Genomic DNA, 20572 nt, shown 5'->3' on the forward strand with positions numbered 1-20572 from the left:
GCTGAGGCAATACCGCACAAAGAGCGTCTGGCGACTTTGCACGCCATCTGCTTGCAAATTTCCCATCATATTTCACAAAAATGCTCGTGAATACATCAAGTATTCACTCCGCTTTTTGTTTCATCTGATGAAAAATTTGACGACGCATCTGTCGCACAATCTTTGTGCGGTATTGCCCTGAGAAATTGCCGGTGCGTGCAGAAAGTGCAGTGTCAGGTCTGGCTTCGCATTGTTCTGTACAGGAATCGGAGGCGGCTGCGGCACAGACTGCTGATGCAGAACAGCATAGGTGAGCATGGCAGCAGCCAGCCGCTTTTTCTGGATAGAGTGCAGGTGACATACCTCCTTTGGAAAATTATGCAGTGTTTCCTGATCGTGTCAAAATATCAGCACACTCTAATATAGCATATTATGAATCCACTTGCAATATGTTCGGGAAAACTCGTGGAAGTTCGTCTTTTTTCGAAAGCTGCGGGAAGATGCTGCTCTCTGTTCCGGAACGGGTGCCAGTATTTTTCGAAACACGCTTGGAATTGACAAATCCGCCTGCAAATGGTATAATGCCAAAAGTGACTACCCACAAGGAAAGGAGTTCCCCAATGAACTGGAAAAATCACTATCGAAAAGCCCTGACATTCAGCTATGACGACGGCAACGAGCAGGACAGAAAGCTGCTGGAGATTCTGAACCGCTACGGCATGAAAGCCACGTTTAACGTCAACACCGGACTGAACCACGACTGCGGCACATGGGTATACCGGAATGTGCTGGAAGTGCACCGGCTGAATCTGGCAGAGTGTCCGGAACTCTATGCCGGTCATGAAATGGCTGTCCACGGTGTTTACCACTACAATCTGACGGAACTGACACCGGAGGAGTGCACAGCGGAATTGCAGGACAATATTGCGGCAATCACAGAGATTTACGGCACTGTTCCGGTGGGTATGGCATATCCCTACGGTGTGTTCAATGATGCGGTTGTGGAAGAACTGCGGCGGCTTGGAATCGGCTACGGACGAGGCACGGAAAGCTCTCACTGCTTCGCGGAACAGGAGGACTTGCTGCGGTTTCGTCCCACCTGTCACCACGATGACGAAGCTCTGTTCTCACTGGCGGAACAGTTTTTGCAGGCAGAAGCTGAAACGCCCCAGATCTTCTACATCTGGGGGCACAGCTATGAATTCGAAGGCAACCGCAACTGGGACAGACTGGAACGCCTTTGTGAGATGCTTGCCGGCAGGGACGATATTTTTTACGGCACCAATCGGGAAGTGCTGCTGTCGGACTGGGCGGTGCAGACGAAATGAGCGGTCTGGTACATCTCTACTGCGGCGACGGCAAGGGTAAGACGACTGCGGCAATGGGGCTTGCGGTACGCTGTGCCGGCTGGCAGGAACGGGTGCTGGTGGTGCAGCTGATGAAGCAGGACAACTCCGGAGAACGGCGGATTCTGGAGCAGCTGCCGCAGGTCACCTTGTGGGAAACTTATCCCGATGCCAAGTTTTCCTTTCGCATGACACCAGCGGAAAAGGCGGAGGCGGCTCACTGGTATACCGGACAATTCCGCAGAATTACCGAGGCAGTGCAAGGCGGGACGTATCGCATGCTGATACTGGACGAATTGCTCTCCTGTATCTCCTGTGGGTTTTTGTCGGAGGAAACGGTGCTGGCATTTCTGGACAGCCGTCCGGAGAATCTGGAAGTCGTCATGACCGGCAGAAATCCCAGTCCTGCACTGGCAGAACGGGCGGACTACCTCACCGAAATGTGTCTGCGGAAGCACCCGTATGAAGCCGGCATATCAGCACGAAAGGGCATCGAGTATTAAAAAACCACCTGTACGAGATATTTTGCTCATACAGGTGGTTTTCATATTATTGTGTTAGTGTCCGGCTTTCCAGAAACGCCGTGATCTCCGTCCATCGCTGGTCTACCAGTTCGCAGCCGTGCTGGTAGTAGGCACGGATCTTGTCCTCATTCTGAGTGAACAGCGGGATCGACTTGACCTGTGGTCGAAGCACCAGTGCCCGCTGTTCCCGCTGTGCCTGTTCCAAAGCATGTACCTGTTCTTCATAGCGGGCGATGCGGTGGAGAACGGCGTGGTACAGCATGGGGTATTTTTTGGCATACAGCTGCCGCAGCAGAGGACGCAGGCGGGTGTAATCTGTGGGACGTGCATGCACGCTGCCGGTGAGAACGACGATCACCTTGTCACAGCCCTGCTCCAGCAGATGCAGAAAGGGAATCGGGTCTGCAATGCTGCCGTCTACATAGTGTTTGCCGTCCAGTTCCACCGGTTCGCAGATAATGGGCAGGGCACAGGAAGCCTTGATCGCGGTAAACAGCCGGTGCCTGCTGCCGTCATCAGTGAGGTATGCCGGTTCGCCGTCCTCGCAGCAGGTCGCCACAAAATCAGTCTGCATGGCGAACTGCTGGTAAACAGCCCAGTCGATGCGGCTGGCGTACTCCTGTGCCATGTGATCCAGATTGAGGAATCTGCCGGTGTGTGCCATATGGCGGATCCCAAAGTAGCGGCTGTGCCGTTCCATGATCATCATTTCCAGTGAAACGCCCTGCTGACGGGAACGATAATTCAACACACAGCCGGCACCGGCAGACGTGCCGGACGCAGCAGCGGCGTAGAAATCACGTGCCATCAGAGCATCGATAACACCGGCGGTAAAGGAACTGCGTTCTGCACCGCCCTCCAGTGCGATTCCGATCATGAAACTGGTTACACCTCTTTCAGAAAAAAATAAAGGCAAAGTCGCCAGACGCTCTTTGTGCGGTATTGCCTAAAGGCAACACTGCAAGCAGATGGCGTGTAAAGCCGTCAGGCGGGTTTTGTGCAGTGTTGCCGTATATAAACATGCTTTATTATACCGGATTTCCGTGCTTTTGTCAAGTTTTGCGAAAATTCCCGCTGAAGCTGCCGGCAAAAAAGTCACATGTTCTCAGAAAAACGCTATTGACGAATATCCGGATTTATTATATAATATAAAATAAGAAGCATTCTGCATTTTGCTGTGAACCTTCGGCACGCAGCAGAGAAGCAGAACTGCAAAGTTCGGGAGAGGAGCATGACGCTTTTGAAAACAATTCAAATTTCTGCGTCAATTCTGAGTGCAGATATGGCAAACCTGACGGCAGTCACAGAGGGACTGGAACGCGACGGTCTGGACATGCTGCATTTTGACGTGATGGATGGGCAGTTTGTGCCCAATATTACATTTGGTATGCCGGTTCTGGCGGCAGTAGACCACTGCACCAACCTGTTTTTAGATGTACACCTGATGATCGCCGATCCGATCCGCTATGTAAAGCAGTTTGCAGAAGCCGGTGCAGATCTGATCACGTTTCATATCGAAAGCAACAGTGATCCGGCGGCAACGATTGCTGCCATTCATGAAGCCGGTGTCAAGGCGGGCATTGTCCTGAAACCCAACACCCCTTGGGAAGAAGCCATTCCCTATCTGGAACAGGTAGAAGTGGTGCTTGTCATGACTGTGGAACCGGGATTCGGCGGGCAGTCGTTCCTGTGGGACATGGTGGAAAAGGTAAAGGCACTGCGGCAGTATGCACAGGAACACGGGCTGTCTTACCAGATCGAAGTAGACGGCGGCATCAACGCCGAAACGGCTCCTCGTGTCATTGAAGCCGGTGCGGAAATTCTGGTCATCGGCAGTTACCTGTTCCGGCAGGCAGATCCCAAGGCGGCGATGAATGCCATTCGGGAAGAAGCCGCCGGTCTATCGGCACAGGGCAGAGCATAAATAATATTTAAGGCAACCCCGCATTACGCACAAGCTTTGTGCGGTGTTTCCTTAAGGCACACTTAAAAACGCTCCAAGGAGGAATGAAGTTGCAATCCAAACGTCAGCCGAAAGTGCACACCTATTCCAAAAAGCGGCGGCGAAAAGTGCAGCCCGCCAGAGCGATTTTATCGGTCGGCTTTACCTTTCTGGTTGCCGGCGTGATCGGCGTGGTGGGGTACAGCATTGCCAAGCCGATTCTGGAATACTCCGGTGCTCCCCGTGTCACGGAGCAGGCGGAGGGAACTTTACCGGCAGCCACCGCAGCGGCAACAGCGGAGATCTCCACCGAGGCAGAAACACTGCCGGCAGTTGCCACCTCCACACCGGCTGTAGCAGAAGAATCGCTGTCCGAGGGCTATCAGCTTTCTGCGGCGGCACTGGAAAACAGCAGCACACTTTCCGCAGCCATGCAGACTGCACGAAATGCAGTGCCGGCGGGAAAACTGCTGGTGATCCCGCTGAAAATTGCCGGTGGGGAACTGTGCTATCAGACAGATGTGGCACTGGCAAAAAGCTGCGGTGCGGCAAAGGGCAGCCTGCAATTGTCAGAGATCGCAGAAGCGGCAAAGGCACAGGGCTGGACACCGGTGGCACAGCTGAGCCTGCTGCGGGATAACCTGCTGCCGGACGCAGATGCAGAGGCAGGGTATATGGTGACCAGCGGCGGACGCTGGCTGGACAATACCAAGGAAAACGGCGGCAAGGCGTGGGCGAGTCCGTTCAGCGATGTCACAGTGCAGTACCTGAAAGACATTACCGCCGAGGTGACCGCAGCCGGCTTCTCTCAAATCTGGTGCACGGACGTGGTGTTTCCCGATTTCCGGAACTCCGACCTCACCTATATCGGAGAATCCGTACAGAATCCGGAACGGAAAACGGCTCTGACCAGTTTGGTGAACACGCTGGCACAGACTGCCGGCAGTGTGCCGCTGTGGGTGGAAACTTCTGCCGCAGATGCTGCCGCCGGAACAGCGGAAGTATTTGATCCTGAGAACCTGACAGTTTCCGGCGTGGTGATGGATCTTCAGGCAGATGCAGGGCAGGCACAGGCGATACTGCCGCAGATTCAGGCAAAGACGGCGGAGATGCCGCTGTGTCTGACTGCTGAGATCAGCGGAGCCCCTGCCGAGGAATTACAAACATTGAGAAGTGCAGCAGACAACGGCGTTTCTGCGGTTGTGCTGACTGAAAAATAACAGACAGAATAAATATAAAGGAGCTGGTCAGAATGGCTGGAAAATTTACTGTATCATTAGGAAAAATCATTGATGAATTTCATCTGGAAACCATCTATATGCCCAAAGACCCCACAGAGATCCTGATCGACGAAAACGATGTCACTCGTCCGGGATTGCAGCTCATGGGCTTCTATGAGTACTTCAATCCGGAACGTATGCAGATCATCGGTAAAATGGAGTTTGCATATCTCTCCACGATCGACGAAGAAACCCGCACCCAGCGTCTGGACGCTCTGATGTCCCGCCACATTCCGGCACTGATCATTGCACGGGAACTGCCGTATTTTTCGGAAATGCTGGATCTGGCGAAAAAGTACGATGTGCCGCTGCTCCGCAGTAAGGAGAGCACTTCTAACTTTATCTCCGGTCTGATCGCATTCCTGAACCTGAATCTGGCTCCCCGCATCACACGCCACGGCGTTCTGATCGAGATCTACGGCGAAGGCGTATTCATTACCGGCGAAAGCGGTGTCGGCAAGAGCGAAACCGCAATTGAGCTTGTCAAGCGTGGTCACCGTCTGGTGGCAGATGATGCGGTAGAGATCCGCAAGGTTTCCAACATCAGTCTGGTGGGCAGTTCTCCGGACAATATCCGCCACTTCCTGGAACTGCGTGGTATCGGTATCATCAACGCCCGCCGGCTGTTCGGTATCGGTGCGGTAAAGAACACGGAAAAAATTGAATTGATCGTGGAAATGGAACAGTGGAATCCGGAAAAGATCTACGACCGTATGGGTGTGGATACCCAGTTTGCCACCATTCTGGGCGTAAAGATCCCGATGCTGACCATTCCGGTAAAGCCGGGCAGAAATCTGGCAGTCATTCTGGAAGTTGCTGCGATGAACAACCGTCAGAAAAAAATGGGCTACAATGCGGCAACCGAACTGCTGGATCAGCTGGGACTGGATATGGAATCCAAGGAAGTTGTCAAGGATTACGACGCATTTTAAGGGCAATACCGTGCAAAGTCGCCAGACGCTCTTTGTGCGGTATTGCCTAAGAGCAACAGCATGATTTTTAACCGGCGGACAGTCGGCAAAATGAAATCAGAATCCCTTTTAGGAGAAAATAATGAAAAATTGGCAGGAACTTGCTGCGATTTGCAGGACGTGCAATTGCAGCGTGCAGTATGCAGAGCCGCTTCGGAACCATACCACGTTCCGGATCGGCGGAGCCTGTAGTGCTTTCGTGAACGTGAATTCCGAAGAAACACTGCGGCAGATACTCGGTCTGTGCCGTGACCGGAACTATCCCTATCTGGTATTGGGAAACGGCAGCAATATTCTGGCGGCAGACAACGGCTATGCCGGCGTGATCCTGCATCTGGGAAAAGACTTTTCCCAGATTCGGCAGGACGGCACCACGCTGTACTGTGAAGCCGGAGCCACACTGGGCCGTATCGGCAAGTTCGCTCTGGAAGAATCCCTGACCGGCATGGAGTGCCTTGCCGGCATTCCGGGGACTGTGGGCGGTGCCCTGTACATGAACGCAGGGGCATACGGCGGCGAAATGGCAGACGTGATAGTTTCCGCACGCTGTATGGCACCGGACGGCACGATCTCTGTGGTACCAAAATCTGAAATGGAACTGGGCTACCGGAAAAGCATTTTCCGGCAGGACGGCAGAATCATTCTGGGTGTCACGCTTCAGCTGCAAAAGGGCAGCTATGGGGCAATCAAAGAGGAAATGGACTCTCTGCTGGGAAAGCGGCGGGCAAAACAGCCGCTGGAGCTGCCCAGTGCCGGCAGCACCTTTCAAAGACCGGTGGGCAATTATGCCTCATTTCTGATCGACCAGTGCGGTCTGAAAGGTGCCAGCGTCGGCGATGCACAGGTGAGCGTAAAGCATGCCGGCTTCGTGGTCAATACCGGCAAGGCAACTTGTCGCGATGTGCTGGAACTGTGCGATTTTGTAAAGCAGACCGTTCTGGAAAAAACCGGCTATCAGCTGGAACTGGAACCAGTCATTGTCGGAGATCCGGCAAAGCCGGCGAATATGCCGGAGCAGGAAGCTGTTGAGAAGTAAGGAAATTGTTGAAAAGTGTGTAGGAAGGACGTGGAGCATATGCAGGAACAGGAAAATGTGAGAATGCATGTGGTGGTAGTGACCGGAATGTCCGGTTCGGGAAAGTCTGTGGTAATGGACGTTCTGGAGGACATCGGGTATTATTGTATCGATAATCTGCCGCCGCAGCTGATCGGGAAATTTGTGGAGATTTGCAGGGAGTCAGAAAACCACCTGCAAAAGCTGGCAATTGCCGCAGACCTGCGTTCCGGCGATATGTTCACAGATGCCTATCGGACACTGCTGGAGATGAAGCAGCAGGCAGATCTGGACGTGAAGATCCTCTATATCGAAGCCGAGGACGAAGTCATCATCAAGCGGTATAAGGAAACCCGCCGGAAGCACCCGCTGGACGAACGGTTCGGGGGCTGTCTGCACAATGCCATTGCCTACGAACGGGAGCAACTGCTCCGCGTGAAGGGCATTGCAGATTACTATATTGAAACGTCCTATTTCTCGGCTTCGCAGCTGAAAGAACAGATTCGGGAGATCTTTCTGGACAATTCCTCTGACTCCATGTCCATTAAGGTGACTTCTTTCGGATTCAAGTACGGCGTTTCTACGGAATCCGATCTGGTGTTTGATGTGCGTTGCCTGCCGAATCCGTACTACATTCCGGAACTGCGGCATCATACCGGCTGTGAAAAGTGCGTGCAGGAATATGTCATGTCCTTTGAGCAGTCCCGCACGCTGCTGGAAAAACTCAAAGATCTGCTGGATTTTTTGATCCCGCTGTACATTCAGGAGGGCAAGAGCCGTCTGGTGATCGCATTTGGCTGCACCGGCGGCAAGCACCGTTCGATCACATTTACTGAACTGATAGGGGACTACCTCATTTCCAAGGGCATGCATGTTGTGAAACAGCATCGCGATATTGGAAAGGACCGACCATAAGGAGAAAAGGAAACCGTGTCATTTTCCAATGATGTGCGGGAAGAGATCGCCAGAAGCATCACCGACCGCGACCGGCAGTTTGCCTGTCTGTACGGCATTTTGCTGTATTCCCGCATTTTTACCCAAGAACAAGTGGTGCTGCAAAGCGAAAGTCCGGTGTTCGCACGGCTGATGCCCATGCTGTTCCGTGCGGTGTTCCGGACAGAACTGCAGCCCGATGTGCGGACGATCTCCCGCGGCGGCGACCAGTCCATGGTCAGCTATACCATTACCGATGCGGCACAGATCAGCCGCATTTGTGAGATCTATCATATTCGTCCGGAAAAGCGGGAGATCCGTCTTTCCAATCTGGTGAACAACAGCCTGAGTGCTTTTCTGGCAGGCGTATTTTTCGGCTGCGGCAGCATGATCGACCCCAACAAGGAATATCATCTGGAATTCAACACGCCGTCGGAACTGCTCTGCTCCGACCTGCAAAAGCTGCTGGGGAGCATCGGCATCAGCGGCGGTCAGCTGCTGCGGAAAAACATGTACGTGCTGTACCTGAAAGACAGCGAGCACATCGAGGACACCCTCACCTATATGGGTGCCCAGCAGTGCACCATTGCCCTGATGAACATCAAGATCCGCAAGGATATGCGGAACAAGGCAAACCGTGTGCGGAACTGCGATGAGGCCAATATCAACAAGGTCGTCGGTGCCGCCATACGGCAGATACAGGACATTCAGTGGATCACCCAGTGCGGGCAGCTGGAGGCACTTTCTCCGGAACTACAGGAACTGGCAGAACTGCGGCTGGAAAATCCGGAACTTAGTCTGAAAGAACTGGGAGAACTGCTGTCCGAACCTATCGGGCGTTCCGGTGTCAACCACCGCTTTCAGAAAATCGCCGCTTTTGCAGAGGAGTTGAGAAAACGTGCCGCAGATGCCTGAAAATGCTTTTGTACATCTCCACGTCCACAGCGAATACAGCCTGCTGGACGGTGCCTGCCGGATTCCGGAACTGATCGAACAGGTCAGGGCAATGGGACAAACTGCGGTCGCTTTGACTGACCACGGCGTGATGTATGGCGTGATGCCGTTTTATCAGGCTGCCAAAAAAGCCGGAATTCAGCCGATTCTGGGCTGTGAGGTCTATGTGGCAAGGCGTACCCGTCACGATCGGGAGCACCGGCTGGACAGCAGAAGTCACCACCTGATCCTGCTCTGTGAAAACCAAAAGGGCTATCAGAATCTGGTCAAGCTGGTTTCGCTTGCCAGTCTGGAAGGCTTCTATCAAAAGCCCCGTGTGGATTGGGAATTGCTCTCCCGCTATCATGAGGGCTTAATTTGTCTGTCCGGCTGTCTGGCGGGAGAAGTGCCCCGTCTGCTGTCGGCAGGGGACTATGCCGCGGCAAAGGCGACTGCCCTGCGGTATCAGCAGCTGTTCGGCAAGGGCAACTACTATCTGGAGATCCAGAACCACCAGATTCGGGAGGAACTGCAAAACCTGCCCCTGCTGCTGCGGCTTTCCAGAGAAACGGGAATCCCGCTGGCTGCCACCAATGATGCCCACTATCTCCGGCGGGAAAATGCTGCCATGCAGGAAGTGCTGCTGTGTATCCAGACGGGAAAAACGCTGGACGATCCGGAACATATGCACTTTGAAACGTCGGAGTTTTATCTGAAATCTACGGCAGAAATGGCGGCACTGTTTGCCGATGTGCCGGAGGCAGTGACCAACACGGCGAAAATTGCGGCAAGATGTCACGTGGAATTTCAGGAGGGGCAGATCTATCTCCCGAAATTTTCCATGGAGGGCGTGGCGGACTGCCGGAAGCTGTTCCTACAGCTTTGCATGAACGGCTTGAAGAAGCACTACGGAGAGCACCCGTCACCGGAGGTGCTGGAACGGCTGCGTATGGAGATCTCTGTGATTACCCAAATGGGATACGTGGATTACTTCCTGATCGTGTGGGACTATATCAATTTCGCCAGAAGTCACGACATTCCCGTTGGACCGGGGCGTGGTTCCGGTGCGGGAAGTCTGTGTGCCTACTGCATGGGCATTACCCAGATCGACCCGCTGCGATACCAGCTGCTGTTTGAACGCTTCCTGAATCCGGAGCGTGTCAGCATGCCGGATTTTGACATTGACTTCTGCGTAGAGGGCAGACAGCGTGTCAAGGAGTATGTGATCTCCCGCTATGGTGCCGATCGGGTGTCGGAAATCATCACTTTCGACCTGATGAAGGCACGGGGAGCCATTCGGGATACCGGACGGGCAATGGGGATTTCCTACGGGCTGTGCGACAAAATTGCAAAGTCTATCGATTCCCGAAAGAGCATTGCAGAATCCATGGAGGGCAAGGACGGGGAAGACCTGCGGAAACTGTATGAAACCGATTCCACAGCAAAAAAGCTGATCGATATGGCAATGCAGGTGGAGGGCATGCCGCGGCACGCTTCCACCCATGCTGCCGGCGTGTTGATCTCTGCGGTGCCGATCACTGATTTGGTGCCGCTGCAGCGAAATGAGGAAACCGTCATCACCCAGTATCCCATGGGCGTTCTGGAAACTATGGGCTTGCTGAAATTTGATTTTCTGGGGCTGCGGAACCTGACAGTCATCTGGGACTGTGTCCGTGCCGTTCAGAAGTATGAACCGGCATTCTCCATAGATGCGATCCCGCTGGACGATGCGGCAGTTTATGCCATGCTTTCCCGCGGAGATACCACCGGCGTGTTCCAGTTCGAAAGTGCCGGTATGCGGCACGTGCTGATGCGGCTGAAGCCCACCTGTCTGGAGGATTTGACCATTGCCCTGTCCCTGTATCGTCCCGGACCGCGTTCTTCCATTGACCTCTATCTGGAAAACCGGCGGAATCCGGAGAAGATCGTCTATGCCCACCCGCTGCTGGAACCGATCCTGCGTCCCACATACGGCTGCATGGTCTATCAGGAACAAGTCATGGAGATCTGTCGGGTGCTGTCCGGCTATTCCTATGGCAGAGCCGACATTGTCCGCCGTGCTATGGCGAAGAAAAAGCAGGATGTCATGGCACGGGAACGGCAGGCATTCATTTACGGCAGCGACGGCTCCGACGGCAGTTCTCCCTGCTGCGGGGCAGTGGCAAACGGCGTACCGGTGGAAACTGCCAACGCGATTTTCGATGAGATCGCTGTGTTTGCGGATTACGCCTTTAATAAGGCACATGCAGTTTCCTATGCCTATCTGGCGTACCAGACTGCCTATCTGAAAGTGCACTATTTCGCAGACGATATGGCGGCACTGCTCACCAGTGTCATGGGTGATACGGGGAAAACCATGGAATACCTTACCGCCTGTCAGAACGCCGGCGTAAAGGTGCTGCCGCCTCATGTGAACGAGAGCACAGCAGATTTTCTTCGCTGCGGTGAGCATATCCGGTTCGGACTGCTGGCAGTAAAAGGGCTGGGGCAGGGGTTGATCCAGAAGATGACGGAGCAGCGGCAGAAAGCCGGAAAATTCACCGGTCTGGCAGATTTCTGCCGGCGTATGCTGCCGCTGGGACTGAACAAACAGGCACTGGACAGCCTGATTCGCTGCGGTGCTCTGGACAGTCTGGGACTGAACCGCCGGCAGATGCTGGAGTATCAGGAACAGGTGCTGATGGACTGCCGCGAGGAACGCAGCAGCATTGTGACCGGACAGATGAATCTGTTCGGCGGCGAGAGCGAAGCCGTGCGGGAAACGCCGATTCCGTCGCTGCCGGAACTGGAACGCTCTGCACTATTGCAGCTGGAACATGAAAGTCTGGGGCTGTATCTCTCCGGTCACCCGCTGGAACAGTCCCAGTGGCTGCGGCAGCTTTGCCGTGCCACGCCGGCGGCTGCACTGTCGGAACAGCCGGACGGCGGGAAAGTACTGTTGATCGTTACGCTACAGCATGTCAAGCAGCACACCACCAAAAAAGGGGAAACCATGTGTTTTCTCACCTGTGAAGACCAAAGCGGTTCGGCGGACTGCGTGGTATTTCCTGCCCTGTACAATTCTGTAAAGCCGTACTTGCAGCAGGACGCGGTGCTGTATCTCCGCGGGAAAATTTCCCAGAAAGAAAACGCCGTCAGTGTGCTGTGCGACAGCGTATTGCAGGAAGAAGCCTTTTTCCGGACGTTGCCGCAGGGGCGGCTTTGCGTGAAGATCGATTCCCGCCAGACGGCGGAATTACAGCAGCTGCTGGCAGTGATCGGACAGCATGCGGGAAATGTGCCGGTCTGCTTTTACCTGACAGACCGGAAGAAGATGCTCTCTCTCCGCGGCGGACAGGCGGTGGCGGTGAATTCGGAATCCTATGCCGCACTCTGTGCCGTGGTTTCACCGGAGCAGGTGGGATTTCTGCCGCCGGCGTAACTGCAACAGGTTTGGCAGTAAAGGAAACACTGAATACAGCTGTTGTGATTTTTTGATAAAATATGTATGGGACTTGTTAACTTTTTCGAATACCACTTGACAACCTCTGAAATATCAGTATAATAGAATAGGAATGGAATGGTGAAAGCATAAGCAGCGAATGTGCTGTGCAGCCGTTTCAAAATTTTGCCATGCGGCGGAATGGAGAATACGTTTATGATTAAAACGATTGGTGTATTGACAAGCGGCGGCGATGCCCCGGGCATGAATGCAGCGGTACGTGCCGTTGTCCGTGCAGCTCTGAAAAAGGGCATGACAGTATATGGCGTAAAGCGTGGCTACTGTGGTCTGCTGGAAGACGATATTGAGCCGATGGACGAAATGAGTGTAGCAGGAATCATCAGCCGCGGCGGTACTATGCTGTACACCGCAAGAAGTGCAGAGTTCCGCACCGAACAGGGCGTTCTGAAAGCAAAGGCTACCTGTGAAAAGTACGGTCTGGAAGGTCTGGTCGTTATCGGTGGTGACGGTTCGTTCCGCGGTGCCGCAGATCTGTCTGCACACGGCATTCTGTGTGTAGGTCTGCCGGGTACCATTGACAACGATATTGCCTGCACAGATTACACCATTGGTTATGATACCGCAATGAACACTGCAATGGAGCTGATGGACAAGCTGTCGGATACCAGCCAGTCCCACTATCGCTGCAGCGTTGTTGAGGTTATGGGCCGTGGTGCTGGTTACATTGCACTGAATACCGGCGTGGCTTCCGGTGCACTGGAGATCATCACTAAGGAAAAGCCCTATGATCTGGACAAGATCGCGAAGAAGATGATGGAATTCAAGGCAAGAGGCAAGCAGAATTTCATTATCGTTGTTGCAGAAAACATCGGTCATTCCGAAGAAATCTGCAAGCTGATCCAGGAAAAGACTGGTATCGAATCCCGTGCGACCATTTTGGGTCACGTACAGCGTGGTGGTTCTCCGACAGTCCGCGACCGTGTAGCAGCAACAGAAATGGGCTACTATGCTGTAGAACTGCTGGAACAGGGCATCGGTAACCGTGTTGTCGGCATGCAGGGCGGCAAGATCGTAGACTTTGACATTCAGGAAGCTCTGGCTATGGAAAAGCCGTATGATGGAAAACTGCACCAGATCGCAGAAGATATTGCATTTTGATCGGCGTGTAGACGCTTGATAAAAGAGGGGTGGGCGTGCGAGAGTGCGTCCACTTTTTCTTTTCTAAGGAAACACTGCACGCAATCTGCGTGTGGTATTGCCCTAGAAATATACGCTGAGGACTTGCATTTTTTGCTGTTTTGCAGTATAATATATCCATGAAAAATGTCGTATTTTCGAAAAAACGGCAAAATTGAAAGAGGGAAAGATTCATGAATACCATTGGTTTTATTGGTGCCGGCAATATGGGCAGTGCCATTTTGCGGGGCATTGCCGGAAGCGATATGAAGCCGGAAGCGGAACTGTTCGCCTATAATCCCACGGAAGCAAAAGTGGACGCTCTGGCAGACTGCGGTGTGCAGAAGTGCAAAAGTGCCGCAGAAGTGGTGGAAAAGAGCCGGTATGTTTTTCTGGCGATCAAGCCCCAGAAATTCGAGGAAGTGCTGCCGCAGATCGCGGATGCTGTAACGGAACAGACAGTTCTGGTGTCCATTGCTGCCGGAATCGGTGCGGAGTTTATCCGGAAGCTGACAAAGCCTTTTGCAAAGGTGGTTCTGGCGATGCCAAACACCCCGCTGCTGTTGGGAGAGGGTGCCACGGCACTGGCAAAAGACGATTCCGTCAGTGATGCAGAATTTGCAGTGGTGCGGAATATCTTCGGCAGCTGCGGCATGACTGCGGTCATTGCACCGGAGCAGATGAAAGAAGTCATTGCCATTAACGGCAGCAGTCCGGCATTTATCTATCTGTTCGCCAAGGGCTTTCTGGATTATGCTGCCAGAGTGGGACTGCCGGAACAGTCTGCCAAGGAACTGTTTGTGCAGTCGCTGATCGGTTCGGCAAAGATGATCACCGATTCCGGTTGCTCCATTGACGAGCTGATCCGTCAGGTGTCCTCTCCGGGCGGCACTACGCTTGCCGGTCTGGATCAGCTGTATGAGGGCAAAATGCTGGACGCAGTGCAGAACGCCTGCGACAGCTGCACCAAGCGTGCATACGAACTGTCTAAGTAAAGGCAACACCGCACAAAGCCCGCCTGACGGCTTTGCACGGTGTTGCCTAAAGCCCTGGCATTCATAACCGGTGTGTCTTTCGCATAGGATAAAGCAGGTACAAGCCAATTTGCAAAGCAAAGGAGAGATCTGCAATGATCCGAAAGCGAACGACATTGACAACAACGGAGCGAAAACAACGGCTGTTCTGTCTGCTGTTCGGCAGCGTTTTGCTGGGGGCAGCACTGGGGAGTGTCATGCTGCGGTGGCAGTATGACGGCGTTCCCACCTCGTGGGCGTGTTTTCTGGGTATGTTTCTGGAAAAACGGTCTAGTCTGGCAGCCCTCTGGCTGGGGAGCATCGGGAACATTTTGTTGTTTCTGATGACCTTTTTCCTGCTGGGGTTTTCCGCGGTGGGACAGCCTTTTGTATGGCTGCTGCTGCTGACTTACGGCGTTTGTATGGGCGGTGCCTTGCAAATGCAGTGCGGCTCCGGAAATGTGCTGGTGCGGAGTGTGCTCCTGCTGATTTATTTTGTGCCGGTTTCGGCACTGCTGGCGGTGGCATCGCGGGAGTCCCTGCGGTTCTCTGGAAAATTCACTGATTATGGATTTCGGGACGAACCAACAGATCAGATGTGCCACCAGCTGCGAATGTACTGTGCCCGTTTTGTCGTACTGTTGGTGCTGCTGGTACTGCATACGCTGTTATATAGTGCGTTGTTTTATGCAATTGAAATGTAGCACTGCATAGATCTGTGCGGTGCTGCCGGAATAAAAGATGTATGCTGCTTTTTTCACGGAAAGCAGCTTGAAGAAAGGAAGTTTGTCTATGGGATTATTCGGAAATCATTATGAGCGTGCCGGTTCCGGTATCTCGAAGAATGCCCCCAAGAAAAAAGGAATATTCCGCTTTTTTGAGATATTCGGCAGAAAGTTCTGGAAACTGTTTGAACTGAACCTGCTGTACTTTCTCAGCTTTTTGCCGGTGATCGGTGCAGTCGCCCTGTTTTTTGCAGTGGATTCCCAGCTGGGAACCATTCTGGCGGCGGCATGTCTGGTGCTGTTTGCGGTGATTATCGGTCCGGCAACGGCGGCACATACGAAAATTCTGAAAAATTTTATCATGGAAAAGCCTACGTTTCTGGCACATGAATTTTTCCACACGTTCCGCACAGAATTCAAGCATGCCTGTATTGTCGGCGTGCTGGACTGCGTGCTGGCGTGCTGCATCTCGGCGGCATTTTACGTGTATCCCCGCCTGATCGAACAGACCGGCAGCAAGATGTTTTATGTGCTGTTTGCCATTACCCTGAGTATCGGTGTTATTGCACTGCTCATGAACTTTTACATTTTCCCGATGCTGGTTTCCACGAATCTTTCCCTGAAAAACGTGCTGAAAAATTCGCTGGCACTGTCGGTAGTTGCCCTGAAAACCAACATCATCACCATATTGGTATTGGCAGCAGTCATTGCGGTCTACGTGCTGGTGCTGATGTTCGTGAATATCCGGTATTCCATGATCCTGCTGTTCCTGCTGCCGGTAATGCCGGCTTCCTGGCTGGGTCTGGTGATTACGTTCCAGTCCTATCCGGTCATTCAGAAGTACATCATCAATCCCTACTATGAACAGCGGGGCGAGGTCAATCCGGAACTGGCACAGACCGTGACGGACGGGGAGGAAACCGTGTTCGAGGATCGCGGCGGCGAGGAAAAGCCGATCGAGCCGGCAAAGAAATCCGGCGGCAAAAGCTCCGGCGGACGTTCGCACAAGGGAAAAGGAAAAATTATTTCTTAATTTACAAAATAAGCACTTTACAAATCGAAAAAGATGTGGTATAATATATTTTGTCATGTACTTGGAATTTGGAGTAAGCCCGCAGGGGTGCATGCTTTGTCCCGTCGGGAAGTCACCTGCCTCTTTCTATGTGCATTGATGAAATATTGAATGAGGTGAAAGAACATGCTGTTGAAAGAAGAAAAAACAGAAATCATCGAGAAAAACCGGACCCATGAGAACGATACTGGTTCTCCGGAAGTACAGATCGCGATCCTGACGAAGAGAATCAACGATCTGACTGCTCATCTGAAGTCCCACAAGAACGACCACCACTCCAGACGTGGTCTGCTGAAGATGGTTGGTCACAGAAGAAACCTGCTGAACTACCTGAAGAAGAAGGACGTTAACCGTTATCGTGCGGTTATCGAGAAGCTGGGTATCCGTAAGTAAGAAACAACGATTGAAAAAAGGAAAGGCAGCACAGAGCCAGTGGCTTTGTCTGCCTTTCTGTGTATGAAATCGATTCCAAATTCAGGTATTCGCAGGAAGCCGTGTGCTTTGCAAAAGGTGAGGAGAGAGCATAGGGCTTTTTGCGAATTCGAAGGATTGGAATCAGGAAAGGAATTTCGAATTATGTTTGAAAATGTACAGCGATTTGAAACTACATTTGCCGGAAGACCCCTTTCGGTAGAAACCGGAAAAACCTGTGCACTGTCCAACGGTTCCTGCTGGGTACGCTACGGCGATACCGTTGTTATGGCGAATGTTACAGCCAGTGCCAAGCCCAGAGAGGGAATCGACTTTTTCCCGCTGTCAGTAGACTACGAAGAACGTATGTATTCCGTAGGCAAGATTCCCGGCTCCTTCACCAAGCGGGAGGGAAAGCCCTCTGAAAAGGCGATCCTGACTTCCCGTATGGTAGACCGTCCGATTCGTCCGCTGTTCCCGAAGTCTATGCGGAATGACGTTTCTGTAGTCATGACAGTTATGGCAGTGGATCCGGACTGTGCACCGGATATTGTAGGTATGATCGCCACTTCTATCGCTCTGTCGATCTCCGATATTCCGTGGAACGGACCGATCGCCGGCATCAGTGTTGGTCTGGTAGACGGCGAGATCGTGCTGAACCCCACACTGGAACAGCGGCAGCACAATGACCTGCACCTGACGGTTGCCGGTACCAAGGACAAGATCGTCATGATCGAAGCCGGTGCGAACGAAGTGCCGGAAGATACCATGTTGCAGGCAATTCTGACTGGCCACGAAGAAATCAAGAAAATGGTTGCCTTTATTTCCGAGATTCAGGCGAAGATCGGCAAGGAAAAGTTCACATTCGAGGCACACGAGGTCGATCAGGAACTGTTCGAAAATATCGATGCTATGGTACATGAGCAGGTAGAACACGCACTGGATACCAATGATAAAAATGAACGTGATGCCCGTCTGCGTCCGATCATTGATGCCGCACACGAAACATTTGATGCTGTCTGCGGCGAAGAAACCGGCATGATCGATGAGATCCTGTATCTGATTCAGAAGAAAATTGTCCGTGCATGGCTCTATGAGGGCAAGCGTGTGGACGGCAGAGGCATTGACGAGATTCGTCCGCTGGCTGCGGAAGTCGGCGTGCTGCCCCGCGTACATGGTACTGGTCTGTTCACTCGTGGTCAGACACAGGTGCTGACAGTTGCTACGCTGGGACCGGTCAGCGACAGCCAGAAGCTGGACGGTCTGGACGAGGAAACCTCCAAGCGTTACATGCATCAGTATAATTTCCCGTCCTACTCCGTAGGCGAAACCAAGCCCAGCCGCGGCCCGGGACGGCGTGAGATCGGTCACGGTGCACTGGCAGAACGTGCCCTGATTCCGGTGCTGCCCACAGTGGAAGAATTCCCGTATGCTATGCGTCTGGTGTCCGAGGTGCTGTCCTCCAACGGCTCTACCTCACAGGCATCGATTTGCGGTTCGACACTGGCACTGATGGACGCAGGCGTGCCGATTCACGCACCGGTTGCCGGTATTTCCTGCGGTCTGATCACACTGCCGAACAGCGATGAGTTCAAGACCATGGTAGATATTCAGGGACTGGAAGACTTCTACGGCGATATGGATTTCAAGGTTGGCGGTACCAAGAAGGGTATCACTGCCATTCAGGTTGATATTAAGGTAGACGGTCTGACACCGGCAATTATTGCCGAAGCCTTTGAAAAGACACGGAAAGCCCGTCTGTACATTCTGGACGAGATCATGCTCAAGGCAATTCCGGCTCCGAGAGATACCGTGGGAGAATTCGCACCGAAGATGCTCCAGATCAAGATCCCGACTGACAAGATCCGTGATGTCATCGGTCAGGGTGGTAAGGTGATCCAGAAAATGTCCGCAGAGTGCGGCGTGAAGATCGATGTCAACGAGGACGGTCACGTATTTATCAGCGGCATTTCCATGGAAGGCTGCCGCAAGGCATACCAGATGATCGAAACCATTGCCATTGATCCGGAAGTCGGCTCGATCTATAAGGGCAAGGTCGTTTCCATTAAGCCGTTCGGTGCCTTTGTAGAAATTGCACCGGGACGCGACGGTCTGGTACATATCTCCAAGCTGGACAAGGAACGGGTAGAACAGGTAGAGGACGTGGTCTCCGTAGGCGATGCCATTATCGTAAAGGTCATGGACATCAAAGACGGCAAGATCAGCCTGTCCCGCAAAGACGCTCTGGAAGAACTGGAAGCCCGCCGGAAACAGCAGGAAACAGAATAAGTGAAAATGCAGCACCCATAAAATACGCCTGACGGTTTTGTGCGATGTTGTTTGAAAAAGAAAAACGCTGTGCAACGAAGAATTGCACAGCGTTTTTTGTATATGCGGAAAGAAGAATTATTCCTTTGTGGTTTCGTCAGAAGAATCCTTTTCTTTCAGGAACAGGGTGATTACCAGTACCACTGCGAAAATTACGGAAAGCACTGCCCATACGACCAGATCGCCGAAGTTTTCACTCAGGTTTGCAAAGGCGAAAATAGCAGCCAATGCGTATAAGATGATCGATGCAATAGTGCCGCCCTTGGTCTTTCTGGCAGCAATTGCGACAATGCCGGCTGCCAGCAGGAAAAATCCTGTGAACAGTCCGCCAGCACCGCTGGAACTTTCTGCTTCGGAAATGGCTTCACCGATGCCGGCAGCACAGGACTGGAATCCTACCACTGCGGAAATTACAATGGAGAGAATGCCCAGAACCAGCCGCAGAATGACTGCACTGTTTTTGTAAATCGTTTTTTGTCCTTTTGCCATGATAAAATACCTCTGCTTTCTGATTACTGTATGGAAACCTTGATCGGATCAGATTCCGCTACGGTTTCGTAACTGCTGTTGCTGATGACCAGCTTGAATTCCAACTCATTCATTTCTGCCGGCAGCTCCTCGCCGATGAACGACATGGTTTCGTTGGCATATTTGCCGGCTGCTACTTCGGCATACATCGAACCGTCGTACATCGTATTGTCAATGGAAATGTTTTCCGCATGAACGGTGTATGTTTCTGTGCCGTTGTTCTCGATGAGAAATTGGAATTCCGTGCCCCAGATGTCGTCGTCCACCTTGCCGGCATAGGAAACGACTACGCCGTTGACTTCATAGATCTTGTCAGCTTCTGTTTTTTCGCTGGTGATGCAGTCATCAATAACGAGCGTGACCTTTTCGGTGTCGGCAATGGTATCGAACGTGTCACTGTCGAAAATGTGGAATGAAAGTTCAACGGTTCCCAGTTCGTCCTTGGTGGAAAAATAGATCGTGTCATTTGCCGTTTTTCCGGAAGCCACATCGCAGGAAAAATACGGATCGTCCATGACACTATTGACGGAAGCTTCTCTGGTCTGAACGGAAATGTTTTTGTCGGACAGATTCTCAATGGTGACTTTCAGCCCTTTGCCCATCCAGCTTTCTTCGTCAGTGCCGGTGTAGGTGATTCGGACAGTGCTGTCCTCGAACAATACCTTTGATTCGTCAGCAGCGTTGTCGCTTTTTTCTGCATCGCTGCTCTCCTCTGCGGCACTGCTTTCCTTGGCAGAAGATTCCTCCGCCTTCTGGGAAGCACTGCTGTTTCCGGCACTGGAACAGCCGCCCATTGCCCCGAGCATTGCGATGACCAGCAGTCCCGCAAGCCATTTGTGTTTCATGTTGTAATATCCTCCTTTTTTTGATGATGTTTCCCTTTTTTCCAAAATGGAACAACCTCATTATAGCATG

Annotated in this window: 18 protein-coding genes; 15 read left to right on the plus strand and 3 right to left on the minus strand. The window is 52.5% G+C overall.

Annotated elements, in window-relative coordinates; genetic code table 11:
• Positions 1-599: 599 nt before the first annotated feature.
• Positions 600-1307 carry a polysaccharide deacetylase family protein gene (locus tag DXB92_RS10145; RefSeq protein ID WP_181977023.1) on the plus strand — a complete coding sequence of 236 codons (708 nt, stop codon included), beginning with the start codon at positions 600-602 and terminating at the stop codon, positions 1305-1307.
• Positions 1304-1828, plus strand: a complete 525-nt coding sequence (locus DXB92_RS10150; RefSeq protein ID WP_117733778.1) for a cob(I)yrinic acid a,c-diamide adenosyltransferase — start codon at positions 1304-1306, stop codon at positions 1826-1828. Before DXB92_RS10145 ends, DXB92_RS10150 begins: the two co-directional genes overlap by 4 nt.
• A gap of 46 nt (positions 1829-1874) precedes the next feature.
• Here the strand turns inward: DXB92_RS10150 and DXB92_RS10155 are convergent, their stop codons facing one another.
• Complete coding sequence (locus DXB92_RS10155; protein WP_117733779.1) at positions 1875-2726, minus strand: patatin family protein; 852 nt, start codon at positions 2724-2726, stop codon at positions 1875-1877.
• 363 nt (positions 2727-3089) lie between these two features.
• On the opposite strand from DXB92_RS10155, the gene rpe reads away from it, so the two are divergent.
• The 13 genes from rpe to DXB92_RS10220 all read left to right on the plus strand — a co-directional run bounded on the left by rpe (position 3090) and on the right by DXB92_RS10220 (position 19090).
• On the plus strand, positions 3090-3773 hold the full coding sequence (gene rpe / locus DXB92_RS10160) for a ribulose-phosphate 3-epimerase (protein ID WP_117733780.1): 684 nt from the start codon (positions 3090-3092) through the stop codon (positions 3771-3773).
• Positions 3774-3862: 89 nt separating this feature from the next.
• Positions 3863-5011: a putative glycoside hydrolase gene (locus tag DXB92_RS10165; RefSeq protein WP_181977024.1), complete on the plus strand. Its 1149-nt coding sequence runs from the start codon at positions 3863-3865 to the stop codon at positions 5009-5011.
• Positions 5012-5043: 32 nt separating this feature from the next.
• On the plus strand, positions 5044-6003 hold the full coding sequence (gene hprK / locus DXB92_RS10170) for an HPr(Ser) kinase/phosphatase (protein WP_021680436.1): 960 nt from the start codon (positions 5044-5046) through the stop codon (positions 6001-6003).
• 121 nt (positions 6004-6124) lie between these two features.
• Complete coding sequence (gene murB / locus DXB92_RS10175; RefSeq protein WP_117733782.1) at positions 6125-7078, plus strand: UDP-N-acetylmuramate dehydrogenase; 954 nt, start codon at positions 6125-6127, stop codon at positions 7076-7078.
• Between the two features lie 39 nt (positions 7079-7117).
• Positions 7118-8011: an RNase adapter RapZ gene (gene rapZ, locus DXB92_RS10180; protein ID WP_021681354.1), complete on the plus strand. Its 894-nt coding sequence runs from the start codon at positions 7118-7120 to the stop codon at positions 8009-8011.
• Between the two features lie 15 nt (positions 8012-8026).
• Positions 8027-8944: a DNA-binding protein WhiA gene (whiA, locus tag DXB92_RS10185; RefSeq protein WP_117733783.1), complete on the plus strand. Its 918-nt coding sequence runs from the start codon at positions 8027-8029 to the stop codon at positions 8942-8944.
• Positions 8937-12383, plus strand: a complete 3447-nt coding sequence (locus DXB92_RS10190) for a DNA polymerase III subunit alpha (RefSeq protein ID WP_117733799.1) — start codon at positions 8937-8939, stop codon at positions 12381-12383. The genes whiA and DXB92_RS10190 overlap by 8 nt, the downstream gene beginning before the upstream one ends.
• Positions 12384-12599: 216 nt before the next feature.
• Complete coding sequence (gene pfkA, locus DXB92_RS10195; RefSeq protein ID WP_117733784.1) at positions 12600-13562, plus strand: 6-phosphofructokinase; 963 nt, start codon at positions 12600-12602, stop codon at positions 13560-13562.
• 212 nt (positions 13563-13774) lie between these two features.
• Positions 13775-14575, plus strand: a complete 801-nt coding sequence (gene proC, locus DXB92_RS10200) for a pyrroline-5-carboxylate reductase (protein WP_117733785.1) — start codon at positions 13775-13777, stop codon at positions 14573-14575.
• Positions 14576-14709: 134 nt separating this feature from the next.
• Positions 14710-15297 carry a hypothetical protein gene (locus DXB92_RS10205; protein ID WP_117733786.1) on the plus strand — a complete coding sequence of 196 codons (588 nt, stop codon included), beginning with the start codon at positions 14710-14712 and terminating at the stop codon, positions 15295-15297.
• Positions 15298-15385: 88 nt separating this feature from the next.
• Positions 15386-16351, plus strand: coding sequence for a DUF624 domain-containing protein (locus DXB92_RS10210; RefSeq protein ID WP_181977025.1), 966 nt, complete (start codon positions 15386-15388; stop codon positions 16349-16351).
• A 165-nt stretch (positions 16352-16516) separates the two neighbouring features.
• Positions 16517-16783 carry a 30S ribosomal protein S15 gene (rpsO, locus tag DXB92_RS10215; RefSeq protein WP_021681345.1) on the plus strand — a complete coding sequence of 89 codons (267 nt, stop codon included), beginning with the start codon at positions 16517-16519 and terminating at the stop codon, positions 16781-16783.
• Positions 16784-16966: 183 nt separating this feature from the next.
• Positions 16967-19090, plus strand: a complete 2124-nt coding sequence (locus tag DXB92_RS10220) for a polyribonucleotide nucleotidyltransferase (RefSeq protein ID WP_117733788.1) — start codon at positions 16967-16969, stop codon at positions 19088-19090.
• A 117-nt stretch (positions 19091-19207) separates the two neighbouring features.
• Here DXB92_RS10220 and DXB92_RS10225 read toward each other — a convergent pair whose 3' ends face one another.
• On the minus strand, positions 19208-19618 hold the full coding sequence (locus DXB92_RS10225) for a hypothetical protein (protein WP_021681343.1): 411 nt from the start codon (positions 19616-19618) through the stop codon (positions 19208-19210).
• A gap of 23 nt (positions 19619-19641) precedes the next feature.
• Positions 19642-20502, minus strand: coding sequence for a hypothetical protein (locus DXB92_RS10230; protein WP_117733789.1), 861 nt, complete (start codon positions 20500-20502; stop codon positions 19642-19644).
• Positions 20503-20572 lie beyond the last annotated feature (70 nt).

This window comes from Ruminococcus sp. OM06-36AC (genome assembly GCF_003438725.1).
In the GTDB taxonomy this organism is placed as follows: domain Bacteria; phylum Bacillota; class Clostridia; order Oscillospirales; family Ruminococcaceae; genus Ruminococcus_C; species Ruminococcus_C callidus.